We start from the raw sequence: 13,322 nt of genomic DNA, 5'->3' as shown, positions 1-13,322 counted from the left end.
TATAAGTGCGCCTGCAAGTTAACAAAAAACCACCGGATGTGTGGCTGCAAAAAAGTTAATACACCCTGTGCTACAGGTTGGCTTTCACCTCGTAGTGCAGCGAATCGCCGAAAATCATTTTCTGCACCCCGTCCACGTTATAGCTGGCTATATCGCCGGTCTGTGGGTCGGTGCTGAGGGCTATGTTGCGCTGTGAGTAGTAAATCAGGTTCTTATCCTGCAGCGTGGCCGTAAGCTGCCTTAACTGGCCTTTGGGGCTCAGGAGGAGGCGCAGGTAGTGCACTTGGGGGGCGGCCTCCGGCAGCTTCCGGTACTCTACGGCAACGCTGCCATCCTCCAGCACCTGCTCCTGCTTGGTGTAGTACTCCTGCAGCGAAGGGCGGTTCAGGTCAGCCTCCTCAAACACGGCCAGCTCATCCTCCCAGTCAACTTCGGAAGTCTCCACTACCTCCGGAGCGAGGCCCTGTGTGGCAACCGACTTCAGTACCATCGGCCGCTCAGCCTCCAGCTCCTGCCGCTGCTGCGCCAGGTAAGCGGTCAGGTCGTAAGAGGCCTCCGCCTCGGCAGATGTAGGCGGAGTGGGTCTCTCACAGGAAACGGTGGCAAGCAGCAGGCCCACCCAAAGCAGCGGTTTATACTTGTACTTGGCCACAGTTCTTATTTAATGGTTTATCAGGGATGTTCCGTTCATATCCTCCGGCTGCTGCAGGCCCATCAGCTCCAGTATGGTTGGGGCGATGTCGCCGAGCTTGCCTTCGTGCAGTGTGCCTTTAAAGTCATTACTCACCAGTACGCAAGGCACCAGGTTGGTGGTGTGGGCTGTGTTTGGCGTGCCGTCGGGGTTAATCATCATATCGGCGTTGCCGTGGTCTGCAATCACGATGATGTCGTAGTTGCTCTCCAGTGCCGTCGTGATCACTTGCTCCGCGCACTTGTCTACCACTTCGCAGGCTTGCACGGCGGCCTCAAACACGCCGGTATGGCCTACCATGTCTGGGTTGGCGAAGTTCAGGCAGATAAAGTCGGCGCTCTTCTTCTCCAGCTCCGGCACAATGGCGTCGCGGATATCGTAGGCGCTCATCTCCGGCTGCAGGTCATAGGTGGCAACCTTTGGCGACGGGCACAGCAGGCGGCTCTCGCCCTCAAACTGCGACTCGCGGCCACCCGAGAAGAAGAAGGTCACGTGGGGGTACTTCTCTGTCTCGGCGATGCGGATTTGCTTCTTGCCCGCCTTGCTCAGCACTTCGCCCAGCGTGTTGTTCAGGTTGTCTTTCTCAAAAATGGCTTGTACGCCCTCAAACGTCTCATCGTACGTCGTCATGGTGATGTAGCGCAGGTCGAGCTTGTGCATGTCCTGCTCCGGGAAGTCGCGCTGCGTCAGCACCTGTGTGATCTCACGGCCACGGTCGGTGCGGAAGTTAAAGCAGATAACCACATCGCCGTTCTTAATCGTGGCAATCGGCTCCTGGTTATCGTTCACCTTCACGATCGGCTTGATAAACTCATCGGTCACGCCGGCATTGTAGGAAGTCAGCATGGATTTGATCAGGTTCTGGGACTTCTCCCCCTCCCCTTTCACCAGCAGGTCATAGGCCAGCTTCACGCGCTCCCAGCGGTTGTCGCGGTCCATGGCGTAGTAGCGCCCTACAATAGAGGCGATGGTGCCGGAGGTGTTCTCCAGGTGCTCCTCCAGTTCGTTTATATACTTAACGCCTCCCTTAGGGTCGGTGTCGCGGCCATCGGTAAAGGCGTGGATGTACACTTCATGCAGCTCCTGGTCGTAGGCTGCGGTGCAGAGCGCCTTCAGGTGGTCTATGTGCGAGTGCACGCCCCCGTCCGACAGCAGGCCTATAAAATGTACGGGTTTCTTATTTTCCTTAGCGTAGGTAAAGGCATCGGCCAGAGCTGGCATGGTGGCTAACTTGCGTTCCGCAATGGCTTTGTTGATGCGCACCAGGTCCTGGTACACCACGCGGCCTGCGCCGAGGTTCATGTGCCCTACTTCGGAGTTTCCCATCTGGCCCTCTGGCAAGCCCACGTATTCGCCGGAGGCATGCAGGGTGGTAGTAGGGTATTTTTCAAGGATCGAATCGATGAACGGTGTGTTGGCTTTCTGAATGGCCGAAACCTCAGGGTCGGTGCCAAGGCCCCACCCGTCCAAAATCACTAAGAGTACCTTTTTGTCCATGGCGCAAATATAGCTATAATCTTTGAAGCGAGAGGCCCCATTTAGCCACGGCTCCTTATAGCGGCTACTGGCTAAGCGCCCCGAAGGTTTTAGTCGGCGGCTTAATTCAGGTGCTGCAGGTGTTTCTTTATTTAGATAAACCTCTTACCTTTAGAGATGCGAAGTGCGCGCCAGCACTTGGCATAGTTTTGGCTCATGTATGGGCAAGATCACAAACGGTATTATGAAAAACTTTAAACACTTTGCAGTTGTATTCTCGATGTTGATGGTAGCCATGTTCTTTACGGCAGGGCAGGCGGTGGCGCAAGGTGATGCCATGAACAGCGTAAAACAGGCAATGAAGGTGGGCTCCGCCAAGGACCTGTCTAAAAACTTTGGCAACATGGTGGAGATCACCCTGGATGGCGGCGACGCCACCAGCTACAGCAGCACGCAGGCGGAGTTTGTGATGAAGAACTTCTTCTCCAAAAACGCACCCGTGGACTTTAGCGTGAACCACAACGGCACCTCCGACAAAGGGCAGCTGTACGCCATCGGCACCTATGCTTCCAAGGGCGGTTCCTACACCGTGCTGATCCGGATGAAGTCAGCCAACGGCAAATACCTTATCCACTCTATGAACTTTATCAAAGATTAAGACAATAATAATGAGATTTTTAAAAAGGCTCGGAGTTTATACCGAGCCTTTTTTTATTTTTGCACCGTGAAACCGACATACCTGACCGAAAATAGCATCAGCGAGTTTATCGCCCGGGCGCTGGCCGAAGACGTTGGCGACGGCGACCACTCCTCGCTGGCGGCCATACCTGCCGATGCACAGAACCAGGCGCGACTGCTGGTAAAGGGCGAAGGGATACTAGCTGGCGTAGAGCTGGCTGGCTATATCTTCAGAGCCGTGGACCCTGCGCTGCAACTGGATGTGCTCCTGAAGGATGGGACCGCCATAACGTATGGCGATGTGGCTTTTACCGTAAAGGGGAAGGCGCAAAGCATACTTACTGCCGAGCGACTGGTGCTGAACTGCATGCAGCGCATGAGCGGTATCGCCACCTATACGCATTACCTGGCCTCCCTTATTGAGGGCACGGGTGCCAAATTGCTGGACACCCGCAAGACCACGCCCAACTTCCGGATAATTGAGAAATGGGCAGTTGTGATCGGGGGCGGGCAGAACCACCGCTTTGGCCTCTACGACATGGTGATGCTCAAAGACAACCACGTGGACTACGCCGGCGGCATCCGCGAAGCCATCACCGCCACCCAGCAGTACCTGCAGGAGAAGGGCAAAAGCCTGAAGATTGAGGTGGAGACGCGCAACCTGCAGGAAGTACAGGAAACGCTGGAGACGGGAGGCATCGACCGCATCATGCTCGACAACATGAGCACCGATATGATGCGGGAGGCGGTGCGAATGATCGGCGGGAAGTACGAAACAGAGGCCTCCGGCGGTATTACCGAGGAAACTATCCGGGCCGTGGCGGAGTGTGGCGTGGACTTTATCTCCGTAGGCGCCCTGACCCACTCAAACAGAAGCATCGACCTGAGCCTGAAGGCTTTTTAAAGGTGCCGCCTTCCTGATAGAAGGCTTTATACTTGATTTCGCTCTGCAGGCTTGGCCGGAGGGGCCGGAAGAGAAAGACAGAGAAGATTTTACACTTATTATTTTATGCAGCAACCAAACCAAAGAGGGCGCCGAATGGCACAGGGTTCTAACCCGCTGGCCATCCGCACAAAGAAGTACCAGTTAGACAAAAACATGTATACCCGCATGGCGCTGGGCCAGGTATGGCGCAAAGACTGGTGGTATGCCCTGATTCCGCTGGTGCTACTGCTGTTGCCTGCCGTGTTCAGCTTTTCGTGGTGGTGGGTAGCCTTCGCCGTTATCGTAACGCTGCTGTTCGTGCTGCTGCGCTCCGCCCAGGTAATGAGCGTGACGCAGGTAGAGCAGGGCAGCCCGCTGTTTGAGAAACTGACCTACGAGGTAGACCAGCGCCAGATTATCCTGAAGCGCAACGAGCGCGAGGGCATGACCCTGAACTGGGACATGATTCAGAAGGCGCAGAAAACGGAGGATTCTTACATGCTGTGGCTACAGCCTCCTAGCGATGCCCAGATGCCGGGCGGCTGGAAAGGCTGGTTGGCGCGCACGTTTCAGGTGCCGGTGTTTATAAACATGCCGTTCCGCATCTTCAACAGCCCTAACGACCTGAAGCTGATGGAGAGCCTGCTGCGCCGTAAGAACCTGCTGGCCTAGCAGTACCACAACCTATCAGCGCGCTGAAGTCGTAAATAATTAATAAATAGGGCGCTTGCCTTCCGTACGGAAGGTGTGCCCAGTTTAGAAGCAGTATAAAAAGTATAAAAATGAACAAGAACGTAATAGCAGTATTTGCCGCAGCTTGCGGTTTGTTTATGGCCTCCTGCGGTACTCCGTCTGACCTGAGACCAGATGAGAAAGTTTCTACTGAGTACGTGGAGCCAGGCACCCGTGATACTTACAATGTTTCTGACGCAGGCTCTCCTGAAATTGCCCCTGGTGCCGTGCAGCACACAAACGAGAAAGAGCAGGTAATGCCGGACCGCGACCTGGGCGGAAACACCATCCAGAAAGGCGACAGCGTAATGGAGGCTACCGAGACGAATACAGAGGCGGGCGCCACGCGCCACTAGTCCAGCCAAAAAATAAAAAAAGCCTGCCGTTGTTGTTCGTAAACAGCAACGGCAGGCTTTTTTGTGCCTTTGTAGTTCGATGCAGGCACCCCGCTGCCCGCTATAATCCCATGGCGTATACAGGGGTTCGATTAAAATGCTTATATTTGCAACTTAATTGCTTTTAGAGAATTCATGGCAGCACAGCAGGAGACAGCAGAGTGGTTCAGTACCTGGTTCGACTCACCGTATTACCACATACTTTACAGGGACCGCGACATGCGGGAGGCCCAGCATTTTATGGACAACCTGATGGCTTACCTGCACCCCAAGCCGCAGGAGAAGATACTGGACCTGGCTTGTGGCAAGGGCCGGCACTCGCTCTACCTGAACCAGAAAGGCTTTGACGTAACGGGTATCGACCTGTCGGAGCAGAGCATTCGCTACGCGAAGCAGTTTGAGAATGAGCGCCTGCATTTCGCTGTGCACGACATGCGCGAGGTGTTCCGGCCCGAAAGCTTCGACTTTGTAGTCAATCTCTTTACCAGCTTCGGCTACTTCGACAACGATACCGAAAACGTGGTGGCGCTGTGCTCCACCGCCAAAAGCCTGAAGCACGGCGGCAAACTGGTGGTCGACTTCATGAATACCGACAAGGTGATCGGCTCCCTGGTGGCAGAGGAGGAGAAAGAGGTGCAGGGGATAAACTTTAAAATAACGCGCGGCGTAGAGAATGGCTTTATCATTAAAACCATCCGCTTCCAGGATAACGGTCAGGAGTATTACTTCGAGGAGCGGGTGCGTGCGCTGCGGCAGGAGGATTTTCTGGAGTACTTTAAGATGACGCAGCTGCGCATGGTCGATACGTTCGGAGACTATGCTTTGCGCCCGTATGACCAGGACTCCAGCGACCGAATGATATTTGTGCTCAAGAAATAACGGCCCTGCATGGTTGTAGCTATACTTGCCCTCTTCTTTTCGGTGGTGCTCTCCGGCTTTTTGGTGAAGGTGTTCCCGCCTAACAAAACCAAGTGGCTGAAGATGGCGCTTGCGTTCAGCGGTGCCTACCTGTTTACCATCACCATCATTCACCTGCTCCCCGACGTGCTTGCCGACAGTGCGACCAACCCGTACCGGGTGGGGTACTGGGTGCTGGCGGGCTTCTTCTTACAGCTGGTGCTGGAGCTGTTCTCCCACGGCGTGGAGCACGGCCACATGCACCATCACCACGGGCGTACCGACTCCATGCCGTTTCTGTTGCTGGGCTCGCTGTTTGTGCACGCTTTTCTGGAAGGGAGCATACTGGTAGAGCGCGGCCACACGCATGGTGGCCATGCCCACACTGCTGACAGCTTTTACCTGGTGCTGCTGGGTGTTACGCTGCACCACATTCCGGCTGCTTTTGCGCTGATGTCGGTGCTGATGTCACGGTTGGAGAACTTCCGGAAGGCTTTTCTGTGGCTCCTCGTTTTTGCCGCCGGGTCACCGCTGGGCATCCTGGTAAGCAACACCCTGCTGTCTCACGAGGCCTCGGGCGGGATGGTTTATACGGCCTTAACCGGTTTGGTTGCCGGCAACTTCCTGCATATTTCCACCACCATTCTCTTTGAGAGCAGCCCTGACCACCACTTTAACCGAAATAAGCTGGTGGCGACACTCCTGGGGCTTGTGCTGGCGCTGGCAAGCGATTTTATTTAACTAACTGCTGCCAGGGCTGTTCCTTTCTAAACCTGTGCAGTTACATCTGGTGCAGGCTACGCCTATGGCACAGAAAGGCTCTGGGTCACAGGTGTTTTTTCCTACAGGTCTGCCGCCTCTACTGCCTGCGGTACCTGCTTTAGTACCTGCTGGCGCAACCGCAGCTGTGCGGGCGTGGCGGTTGTATCATCCTCCACTACAAACTTCAGGTCGATACTTTCTTTGCGCGGTGTAAACTGCTCCTGGTGCATTTGCTCCTGGCGCACATAGGCAAGCTCCACAGGGGTGTCTGTCTGAGGCTCTATCACGGGTGTAAGCAGGCGGTAGATGTTTTCCTCGGTCAGGGGCTCCCCGTTCACGGCGTAAAGTATGTCGTACTGCTGCAGGCCCATGGTGTTGTTCATTGGGTCGGCCACCCAAAAGAACTTCTTGTCCTTTTCATAGCCCAGCCTGAACTCGCCGAAGGTTAGCTTTGTGCCCGGCTTCTTATCGGTAAAGCTCCAGCCGATTTTGCTGTAGTACTCCTGGTAAGGCAAGGGCGTGCTGCCGATCACGTAGTCGTTGAAGAACTGGCGAACCTCCGGGTAGGTTTTGGCCACGATCACGTCAATCAACTCATCATCTTTAAACGGTTTGTTGGGGCCGTATTCCTTCGACAGGTCCAGCAGCAGCTCGCGTAGGCCCATTTGGCCATCGCTAAGCTCCTTTAGGCGGATGTCGAGCAGCAGGCCGATAAGGGCGCCCTTTTGGTAGACATTCACATACATGTCCTGAAACTCGGGTTCTATAATGCGGCGGCTCATCTCGGTAAAGGAGACGTCGGGGTGTTCGCTGGCGCGGCGCATCTTTTCCATTACCTCCTCCTGAAACGCCTCATAGCCCTTCAGTCCCTCGTGCAGCTGCACGAGCTGTGAGAAGTACTCCGTAACGCCCTCGTACAGCCACAGGTGCTGAGACAGCTTCGGGTCTTTAAAGTCAAAGTACTCGATTTCTTCGCTGTGCACGTTCAGGGGGGTGAGGATGTGCAGAAACTCGTGCGAGGCCACGTCCAGTACCATGCTGCGGAGACCGTCTCCGCTTTGTTCAGGCAGGAAGTACATAGAGCTGTACGAGTGCTCCAGCGCGCCAAAGCCGCCGTAGCGCGTTACATTCGACGGGCCTCCCACGCTGGGAAAGTACATGATGAACTGGTAGCGGTCCACGGGCATGCCGCCAAAGAAGTTGGTCAGGGCCAGGGCCAGCGGTTTGATCATTTCGCGGACGCTGTCGGCTTTCACCATGCCTGTTTCAGAGTGCACCGCCACGGAGACCGTGGTATTGCCCGTTCGGAAGCTGGCCGTGTCGGGGCGGCTGTACATGATCGGGGCATCGGCAAGGCGTACAAAATTCGGCGCCTGCACCACATCCAGCTCCGGCGACTGGTGCTGCACCTCTAAAGAGGAAGCCGCTAAAAGCTCTGCGGGCTTCTGCACCTGCACGGTGTAAGGCAGCATCTTATAGCCCTCCAGGTAGCCGTAGAACCCGAAGTGGTTAATAACAAAGTTGTTCCCGGCGTCGATGTTGGTGCCGCCCGGCTGAAAGATATAGTTATCCTCCTTTTCTACATCCCAGGTATCATCCACCACATACTCAATGCGGGCCAGCTTGTTGGCTTTTTTGATAAAGTAGAGGTTGTTGCCCTGTTTTGCGGTTTTGAGCTTGCGCCCTTTGGCATCATAGGCTTTAAACTGGCTCACGAAGCGGCCGTAGTCCTTCTGCGCATAAGAGCCGGGGATAACGCTCGGAATAATATACGTCGCCTCCTTCTCCTTTACCTCAGGCGTGTTTATCACCACCTTTACCTGGTCGCTCTGTACATTTTTGAGGTCCAGGGAGATGTTGTAGGCATTCTGGGCCACAGCCGCCGAGGCAAGCAGCAGCAGGGAGCCGATAAGTGAAAAGCGTTTCATAAGCTGGAAGGTTAGTCTGTTTTAAAGCCTGTTGCGGTATTTATATAAAGTTAACAGAAATGTCGGGATTATACTTCCCCGGCGGCGGCGGGTCGGCTCAAAAGCCTCCACAACGGGGCGTAGGTGCTACAAAAGGCCCTGCAAAGGAAAGGCCGGGGCTAATAGCCCCGGCCGAACACACCTTAATCTCAAAAGGTCACTGTAGTAGTCTTCTTCGGGTATGGAACCGGGAGGCGGACGAAATGTTTGGGGCGGCGGCACTAATTTGCCCTCCCCTGCTTGAACAGACCCATTAAAATGAGTAAATTGTACTAGAACCAAACCTTTGTAAGTATGAACCAGCCAGAGCACCGTTACCGTTCGCTGAGAGAGTTTTACCCTTACTACCTGTCGGAGCACCAGAACACCACCTCCCGCGTGCTGCACTTTACCGGCACGGGGCTCTTGATACTGGTGGCCCTGGCGGCGATCTTTTCGGGAGCCTTTGCCTGGCTGCTGTTGGTGCCCCTGATCGGGTACGGCTTTGCGTGGGTCGGGCATTTCTTCTTTGAGCGCAACAAGCCCGCTACCTTCAAGTACCCTTTCTACAGCTTGGCGTCAGACTTCAAGCTCTTCTTTGATATCCTGCGGGGCAGGCAGGGCTTTAAAAGCAGGGGAGAGTAAGTATGCCGGGAGTAAACAAGTTGCTTAGGGGAGTCGCATGCCTGCTGTTTGTGTGCCTGCAGAGTTGTGCCAGTACAGAGCATATGGCCTCGATAGGAGGCTGTAACGGCGCGCTTCCGAAAGGTGCGCGGGTGTTGGTGCGCGAAGGTGAGGGAATGCCGCAGCAGCTGTCGTATGAGCTTTACCTGAAGGCGAAGGAACAGCTGGCGGCAGGTGGTTTAAAGCCGGACTATGCCGTAGAGCAGGACATGGAGCTGCGGATGAAAGGAGTACTGCCGCACACGCCGCTGGATAGCCTGCAGCTCGCTAAACTAGGCCAACTGGGGTATGATTTCGTGATGCAGGTTAACCTGCTGGGGAAGCGTGAAGCCAATGGCTACAACTATGTTTCGGCACACGAGCGCCAGGCGTACGGGGATAGTTACCAGTTGGCGGGGGACGTAACACAGGTAACGTTGCAGTTCCTGCTCTACGACCCGCAGCGTCAGGAGCAGATCTACACGCTGAACACGGTAACGAAGATAGAGCCCTTGACCCGCACAGACAGCGAGGGAGGTGAAAAAAGAACGAACTATGCTTCCGTAGAGATGGCGCTACAAAAAGCCATTCGCAAAGGCACCGAAAAGCTGCTGCAGGATTGCCGCTGCTGCCTGTAACCGAAGAGCTACTGAAAAAGGTAAGGTGCTGTGCTGCCGAGGCCTCTTGAAGTTAAAGGCGAGGAGCGTTTTGTTTGGCGAAGCGCTGCCGCTTTTGCCGTGCCTGTGAAGAAGAGAAAATGAAAAGTGCCGGCCTCGGAGGGGTAGCCAGCAACAAACGGGGAAGTAACCCTACATTACAGTGGAAAGCAGGGTGGCGATCAGGGCCTTTAGCGTGATCATGACAACGCCGGACTTTGGCGCAGTGCTGCCGGTTCCGTCTTCCTCAGAGCTGAAGGCGTCGCGGAAGTAAGCCACAGGGCTCTCCAGCACGTCCGTGTCCAGCACGGATTTCTCGCGCGGCTTGATGGCCGTCTTAGGCTTGGCTTTTGTGGCCTTGTCCTCGTTCTGCTGTTCGGCAGACTGTTGCGCAACAGTGGCGTTGGCTGGCGTGGTGTTGCTGTTGGATGCCTGGGCAACGGGCATAACGAACAGGCATAGCAGCACAATGGCTGCCATTGGCAATAGTTCGCGCACTTGTCCCCAAACTTTATCCATGCCCAAATCTATAAATAGAATTGATGAATATCAAGAATAAGCTAGGATATTTTAGAGAATAGCGTTTTTGCGATAGTGAACTTACCCTGCTGACTGTGTGGGAGTTAGTTGTTGTTGCAACACCTGCTCCTTATTTGGTGCTCGCGGCCTTTACCACCTTCACCCGCACGGGCACCACGCCGGCCTTGAGCATGCCTACCCGCTTCGCCGCCGCTTCCGACAGGTCCACAACACGGCCGCTCACAAAAGGCCCGCGGTCGGTAATCTTCACCTTCACGGTTTCCTTCGTTTGCAGGTTCGTGACCTTTACCTTTGTGCCAAAAGGAAGCGTCTTGTGGGCTGCCGTTAGCTTGCCGCGGCGGTAGCGGTCGCCGTTGGCCATTTTCCGGCCCTGGAACTTGCGCGCGTAGTAGGAGGCTTTGCCTTGCTCGGTGTAGCCCTTCTCCCCGAAAGCAGGGGCAGAGCTGGCGCAGGAACTAAGGCAAACCGCAGCTATGGCGGCGGCTACAGTGCCTTTTAACGTACGGGAGAAGGAGGTGTAGCGCGGTAAAGGTAAAAAAGTAAGCATAGGTTAAGGTATTTCTGTAGGCTCAACGGAAACCTGCCCGATGAATTGCCTGATGTGTTGCGTTAAGTTTTGGATGGAGAGCGTCTCAAACGGGTGGCGGGTGTTGGGCAGTACCTGTAGTTGGGCGTTAGGCAACAAGCGGTAAGCCCACAGCGTCTCCTCCACCGTCACCATGGTGTCGCGGTCGCCAACGGCCACCTGCACGGGCACCTGAAGCTGCGGGAGGGACTCCGGAGTGAGGGTCGGGTGCTGGCCGAGCTGGCGCATCATCGCTGCCGTGTGCTGCATTACCTGCCGCCAGTCTTGCGGGGCGTGGCGCTGTGCGAGCGCAGCGGCAAACTGCGGCACCTTCTCCGCAACCTTGTCCGGGTTCAGAAGCTTTGTTTCCTTTTCGGCCGCCTCGGCAGACCAGGCAAATTTTGTGGCCAGGGTGTAAACGCTGCGGATGCGCTCCGGGTGTTGCAGTGCCAGGCTCAGGGCAGCATATCCGCCCATACTATAGCCGAACACATGCGTGCTACTTAGCTGTTGCTGTTCCAGGAAGTGCAGGATGTCCTGCACAAAAAGCTCCATTCGGAACGGCTCCTGTGGCAGCGGCTTTCCGCCGTGGCCCGAGAAGTCCAGGGTGTACACGCTGAAATTATTCTGAAGGGCCTCCTGTAGCGGCTTCAGCATGGCGGCGGAGCCGAGGGCACCGTGCAGCAGCAGTAGGTTTTGCATCTTATGAGAAGTTTAGGGCGCTCTACCCAAAGTTAAGCATAATCAGCGCGGTTGTACACCGGCAGTGGCTATAAAACGCCAGCTGTTGCGGTAAACATGCCACGGTGACAGGAGCTGGTGCCTTTACTGTTTCAGTTGGTAGTTGTATACTTCCACGGCCTGCGCCAGCTTGTCTTTCCGGAAGAGGTTGATTACAAGCTGCGCTCCCAGCACGCCTGCGCCGGCATACATGAGCGGGGACACGTTTAGCTCGGTGCTGCCGTTCACCTCCTGCGAATCGTTGATGGACTTGACGGCTCCCACTGCCAGCAAGCCGGCTCCTAAAATAGACACGCCCGTGTTAATCAGCTTGTCTTTTTTGTAGCGGCTGAGCAGGGCCATGCTGGAGGCGTTGTCTGAGAGGGCCATCTCCAGGTTGTCGAAATCCATGAGGTAGAGGGGGCCGTTGTCTTTAGAGAAAAAGTAGATCCGCTTGCGGCTGGTGCGTGGCCCGCCGTAGCCGTACGGAGAATAGCCGTAGCCATAGTCGTAGGTGGTGCGGGAAGTATAGAACCTGTCGATGCGGGGGCCGTCGGTGATGCGCTTGGCGAAGGAGTCGTAGCTGTTGCCTGCATCCACGCGGGCGAAGAAGCCGTCTTCGTTCTGGAAAACAGCCACGGCGCTGGGGTTATACTTCAGCGAGTCGTCGAGCAGGAAGTGGTTCGACTTAAAGATCGGTGACTTGTACTGTAGTTTGTTGGCGTATATTATCTGGCCGTTCTGCAGCTGCACAAAGTAGCGGCCCTGGCCGTTGCCTGTCTGGCCCGCGGCCGAGAAGCCAAGCAGGAGGCACAGCAGTAGCGGTAGTACGTTTTTGCTCTTCATCATACTTACAATATACAAAGTTATACTCTCTTTTTAGAACAGGAACACCAGCATCACCAGCATGCCAAGCAGGGCCAGGTAAACCCAGCGCATCAGCTGGCGGCGGTGCTTGCTCGGCACAGCGTTGCTTACCACCATTACCACGGCCAGCAGGCAGAGCAGGTAAAGCAGTATAAACGTAACCGCCTTCACCCAGTTCGGTACAATGGTGTTTTCGGGCTGGTGCTGGTTGCTTATGCCCATGCCGGACAGCAGCCACTGCAGCCCGAAGAAGACCACCACCTCAAAAAGGATAAAGTAAAATAGCCAGTAAAGCCAGGTGCGGTTGCCGCTGCTCATGTGTTTATACTTTTATAAAAGTGGTAACGCTTGATATGGAAGCCCTCTCGGAAATAAAAGCGGTGGGCGGCACTGTTGCTTGCATACGCATCCTGCACCACTGTGTCGCGCTGCCCCTGCCGCGCCAGCTGTGGCATCCAACCGGAGAGCAGCCTGCCAGCGCCGCGGTGCGACTCTCCCACCACCAAGCTGTCTGCCTCCCGGTGCTTGCCGCTTGTGAGCTTGGTCGCTATCCAGAAGTAAGATAAACCTACGCATTTTTCTGCTGCATCAAAAGCGCCCGCCATATGGTAGTGGCGCTGGGGCAGCGTTAGCCGGGTGCAGGCGTTCATGCTCAAGTATAAGTATAGAAGTATAGTGAATATGGTTTATTGTGGCCTGTTTTTTGCACTGTTTTTAGTAGGCGCAAGGAGTTGCTGAAACAGCGCAAATGCAGGCTTATACTGTAAATTTAGGCCCTTTAAATCTTAAATAGCTGTTTATCAATTGTA

17 protein-coding genes are annotated in these 13,322 nt (G+C 55.2%); 8 read left to right on the top strand and 9 right to left on the bottom strand.

Annotated elements, in window-relative coordinates:
• Positions 1 to 70: 70 nt before the first annotated feature.
• Both CA264_RS17005 and gpmI read right to left on the bottom strand, forming a co-directional pair.
• Positions 71 to 652 (bottom strand): hypothetical protein, encoded by a 582-nt coding sequence (locus CA264_RS17005; RefSeq protein ID WP_025608593.1) that lies wholly within the window; start codon positions 650 to 652, stop codon positions 71 to 73.
• A gap of 9 nt (positions 653 to 661) precedes the next feature.
• Positions 662 to 2,188: a 2,3-bisphosphoglycerate-independent phosphoglycerate mutase gene (gene gpmI, locus CA264_RS17000; protein ID WP_025608592.1), complete on the bottom strand. Its 1,527-nt coding sequence runs from the start codon at positions 2,186 to 2,188 to the stop codon at positions 662 to 664.
• Between the two features lie 223 nt (positions 2,189 to 2,411).
• Here gpmI and CA264_RS16995 point away from each other — a divergent pair, with 223 nt between their 5' ends.
• The 6 genes from CA264_RS16995 to CA264_RS16970 all read left to right on the top strand — a co-directional run bounded on the left by CA264_RS16995 (position 2,412) and on the right by CA264_RS16970 (position 6,535).
• On the top strand, positions 2,412 to 2,825 hold the full coding sequence (locus CA264_RS16995) for a DUF4783 domain-containing protein (RefSeq protein ID WP_025608591.1): 414 nt from the start codon (positions 2,412 to 2,414) through the stop codon (positions 2,823 to 2,825).
• 66 nt (positions 2,826 to 2,891) lie between these two features.
• Complete coding sequence (gene nadC, locus CA264_RS16990; RefSeq protein ID WP_025608590.1) at positions 2,892 to 3,749, top strand: carboxylating nicotinate-nucleotide diphosphorylase; 858 nt, start codon at positions 2,892 to 2,894, stop codon at positions 3,747 to 3,749.
• Positions 3,750 to 3,884: 135 nt separating this feature from the next.
• Positions 3,885 to 4,442: a hypothetical protein gene (locus tag CA264_RS16985; protein ID WP_025608589.1), complete on the top strand. Its 558-nt coding sequence runs from the start codon at positions 3,885 to 3,887 to the stop codon at positions 4,440 to 4,442.
• A gap of 110 nt (positions 4,443 to 4,552) precedes the next feature.
• Positions 4,553 to 4,858 carry a hypothetical protein gene (locus CA264_RS16980; RefSeq protein WP_025608588.1) on the top strand — a complete coding sequence of 102 codons (306 nt, stop codon included), beginning with the start codon at positions 4,553 to 4,555 and terminating at the stop codon, positions 4,856 to 4,858.
• 174 nt (positions 4,859 to 5,032) lie between these two features.
• Complete coding sequence (locus CA264_RS16975; protein WP_025608587.1) at positions 5,033 to 5,776, top strand: SAM-dependent methyltransferase; 744 nt, start codon at positions 5,033 to 5,035, stop codon at positions 5,774 to 5,776.
• A gap of 9 nt (positions 5,777 to 5,785) precedes the next feature.
• Positions 5,786 to 6,535, top strand: a complete 750-nt coding sequence (locus tag CA264_RS16970; protein WP_025608586.1) for a ZIP family metal transporter — start codon at positions 5,786 to 5,788, stop codon at positions 6,533 to 6,535.
• A gap of 101 nt (positions 6,536 to 6,636) precedes the next feature.
• Here the strand turns inward: CA264_RS16970 and CA264_RS16965 are convergent, their stop codons facing one another.
• Positions 6,637 to 8,484 (bottom strand): M61 family metallopeptidase, encoded by a 1,848-nt coding sequence (locus CA264_RS16965; RefSeq protein ID WP_025608585.1) that lies wholly within the window; start codon positions 8,482 to 8,484, stop codon positions 6,637 to 6,639.
• 333 nt (positions 8,485 to 8,817) lie between these two features.
• On the opposite strand from CA264_RS16965, the gene CA264_RS16955 reads away from it, so the two are divergent.
• Together CA264_RS16955 and CA264_RS16950 are read left to right on the top strand one after the other, a co-directional pair.
• Entirely contained in the window at positions 8,818 to 9,147 is a 330-nt protein-coding gene (locus tag CA264_RS16955) for an Mpo1-like protein (protein WP_025608583.1), read from the top strand.
• An 83-nt stretch (positions 9,148 to 9,230) separates the two neighbouring features.
• Positions 9,231 to 9,803 (top strand): hypothetical protein, encoded by a 573-nt coding sequence (locus CA264_RS16950; RefSeq protein ID WP_157593730.1) that lies wholly within the window; start codon positions 9,231 to 9,233, stop codon positions 9,801 to 9,803.
• Between the two features lie 171 nt (positions 9,804 to 9,974).
• Here CA264_RS16950 and CA264_RS16945 read toward each other — a convergent pair whose 3' ends face one another.
• The 6 genes from CA264_RS16945 to CA264_RS16920 form a co-directional block, all read right to left on the bottom strand.
• A complete protein-coding gene (locus CA264_RS16945; protein ID WP_157593729.1) occupies positions 9,975 to 10,340 on the bottom strand; it encodes a hypothetical protein in 366 nt (121 codons plus the stop codon).
• Between the two features lie 130 nt (positions 10,341 to 10,470).
• The gene (locus tag CA264_RS16940; RefSeq protein WP_025608580.1) at positions 10,471 to 10,908 is read right to left on the bottom strand and encodes a septal ring lytic transglycosylase RlpA family protein; all 438 of its coding nucleotides are present in this window, start codon (positions 10,906 to 10,908) and stop codon (positions 10,471 to 10,473) included.
• A 3-nt stretch (positions 10,909 to 10,911) separates the two neighbouring features.
• Complete coding sequence (locus CA264_RS16935; RefSeq protein WP_025608579.1) at positions 10,912 to 11,628, bottom strand: alpha/beta fold hydrolase; 717 nt, start codon at positions 11,626 to 11,628, stop codon at positions 10,912 to 10,914.
• Between the two features lie 123 nt (positions 11,629 to 11,751).
• Complete coding sequence (locus tag CA264_RS16930; protein ID WP_025608578.1) at positions 11,752 to 12,495, bottom strand: hypothetical protein; 744 nt, start codon at positions 12,493 to 12,495, stop codon at positions 11,752 to 11,754.
• Positions 12,496 to 12,525: 30 nt separating this feature from the next.
• Complete coding sequence (locus CA264_RS16925) at positions 12,526 to 12,831, bottom strand: hypothetical protein (protein ID WP_025608577.1); 306 nt, start codon at positions 12,829 to 12,831, stop codon at positions 12,526 to 12,528.
• On the bottom strand, positions 12,828 to 13,163 hold the full coding sequence (locus CA264_RS16920) for an N-acetyltransferase (RefSeq protein WP_025608576.1): 336 nt from the start codon (positions 13,161 to 13,163) through the stop codon (positions 12,828 to 12,830). Before CA264_RS16920 ends, CA264_RS16925 begins: the two co-directional genes overlap by 4 nt.
• Positions 13,164 to 13,322: the final 159 nt, after the last annotated feature.

Origin of the sequence: Pontibacter actiniarum, assembly GCF_003585765.1 — a bacterium.
GTDB classification, from domain to species: Bacteria; Bacteroidota; Bacteroidia; order Cytophagales; family Hymenobacteraceae; genus Pontibacter; species Pontibacter actiniarum.
This window is presented reverse-complemented; position numbering and strand designations above follow the sequence as displayed.

Excerpts from the sequence above, each read along its gene's own strand:
- gpmI (WP_025608592.1), bottom strand. The coding sequence starts at position 2,188 with ATGGACAAAAAGGTACTCTTAGTGATTTTGGACGGGTGGGGCCTTGGC.
- CA264_RS16995 (WP_025608591.1), top strand. The coding sequence starts at position 2,412 with ATGAAAAACTTTAAACACTTTGCAGTTGTATTCTCGATGTTGATGGTA.
- CA264_RS16985 (WP_025608589.1), top strand. The coding sequence starts at position 3,885 with ATGGCACAGGGTTCTAACCCGCTGGCCATCCGCACAAAGAAGTACCAG.
- CA264_RS16980 (WP_025608588.1), top strand. The coding sequence starts at position 4,553 with ATGAACAAGAACGTAATAGCAGTATTTGCCGCAGCTTGCGGTTTGTTT.
- CA264_RS16975 (WP_025608587.1), top strand. The coding sequence starts at position 5,033 with ATGGCAGCACAGCAGGAGACAGCAGAGTGGTTCAGTACCTGGTTCGAC.
- CA264_RS16970 (WP_025608586.1), top strand. The coding sequence starts at position 5,786 with ATGGTTGTAGCTATACTTGCCCTCTTCTTTTCGGTGGTGCTCTCCGGC.
- CA264_RS16965 (WP_025608585.1), bottom strand. The coding sequence starts at position 8,484 with ATGAAACGCTTTTCACTTATCGGCTCCCTGCTGCTGCTTGCCTCGGCG.
- CA264_RS16955 (WP_025608583.1), top strand. The coding sequence starts at position 8,818 with ATGAACCAGCCAGAGCACCGTTACCGTTCGCTGAGAGAGTTTTACCCT.
- CA264_RS16950 (WP_157593730.1), top strand. The coding sequence starts at position 9,231 with ATGGCCTCGATAGGAGGCTGTAACGGCGCGCTTCCGAAAGGTGCGCGG.
- CA264_RS16945 (WP_157593729.1), bottom strand. The coding sequence starts at position 10,340 with ATGGATAAAGTTTGGGGACAAGTGCGCGAACTATTGCCAATGGCAGCC.
- CA264_RS16940 (WP_025608580.1), bottom strand. The coding sequence starts at position 10,908 with ATGCTTACTTTTTTACCTTTACCGCGCTACACCTCCTTCTCCCGTACG.
- CA264_RS16935 (WP_025608579.1), bottom strand. The coding sequence starts at position 11,628 with ATGCAAAACCTACTGCTGCTGCACGGTGCCCTCGGCTCCGCCGCCATG.
- CA264_RS16930 (WP_025608578.1), bottom strand. The coding sequence starts at position 12,495 with ATGATGAAGAGCAAAAACGTACTACCGCTACTGCTGTGCCTCCTGCTT.
- CA264_RS16925 (WP_025608577.1), bottom strand. The coding sequence starts at position 12,831 with ATGAGCAGCGGCAACCGCACCTGGCTTTACTGGCTATTTTACTTTATC.
- CA264_RS16920 (WP_025608576.1), bottom strand. The coding sequence starts at position 13,163 with ATGAACGCCTGCACCCGGCTAACGCTGCCCCAGCGCCACTACCATATG.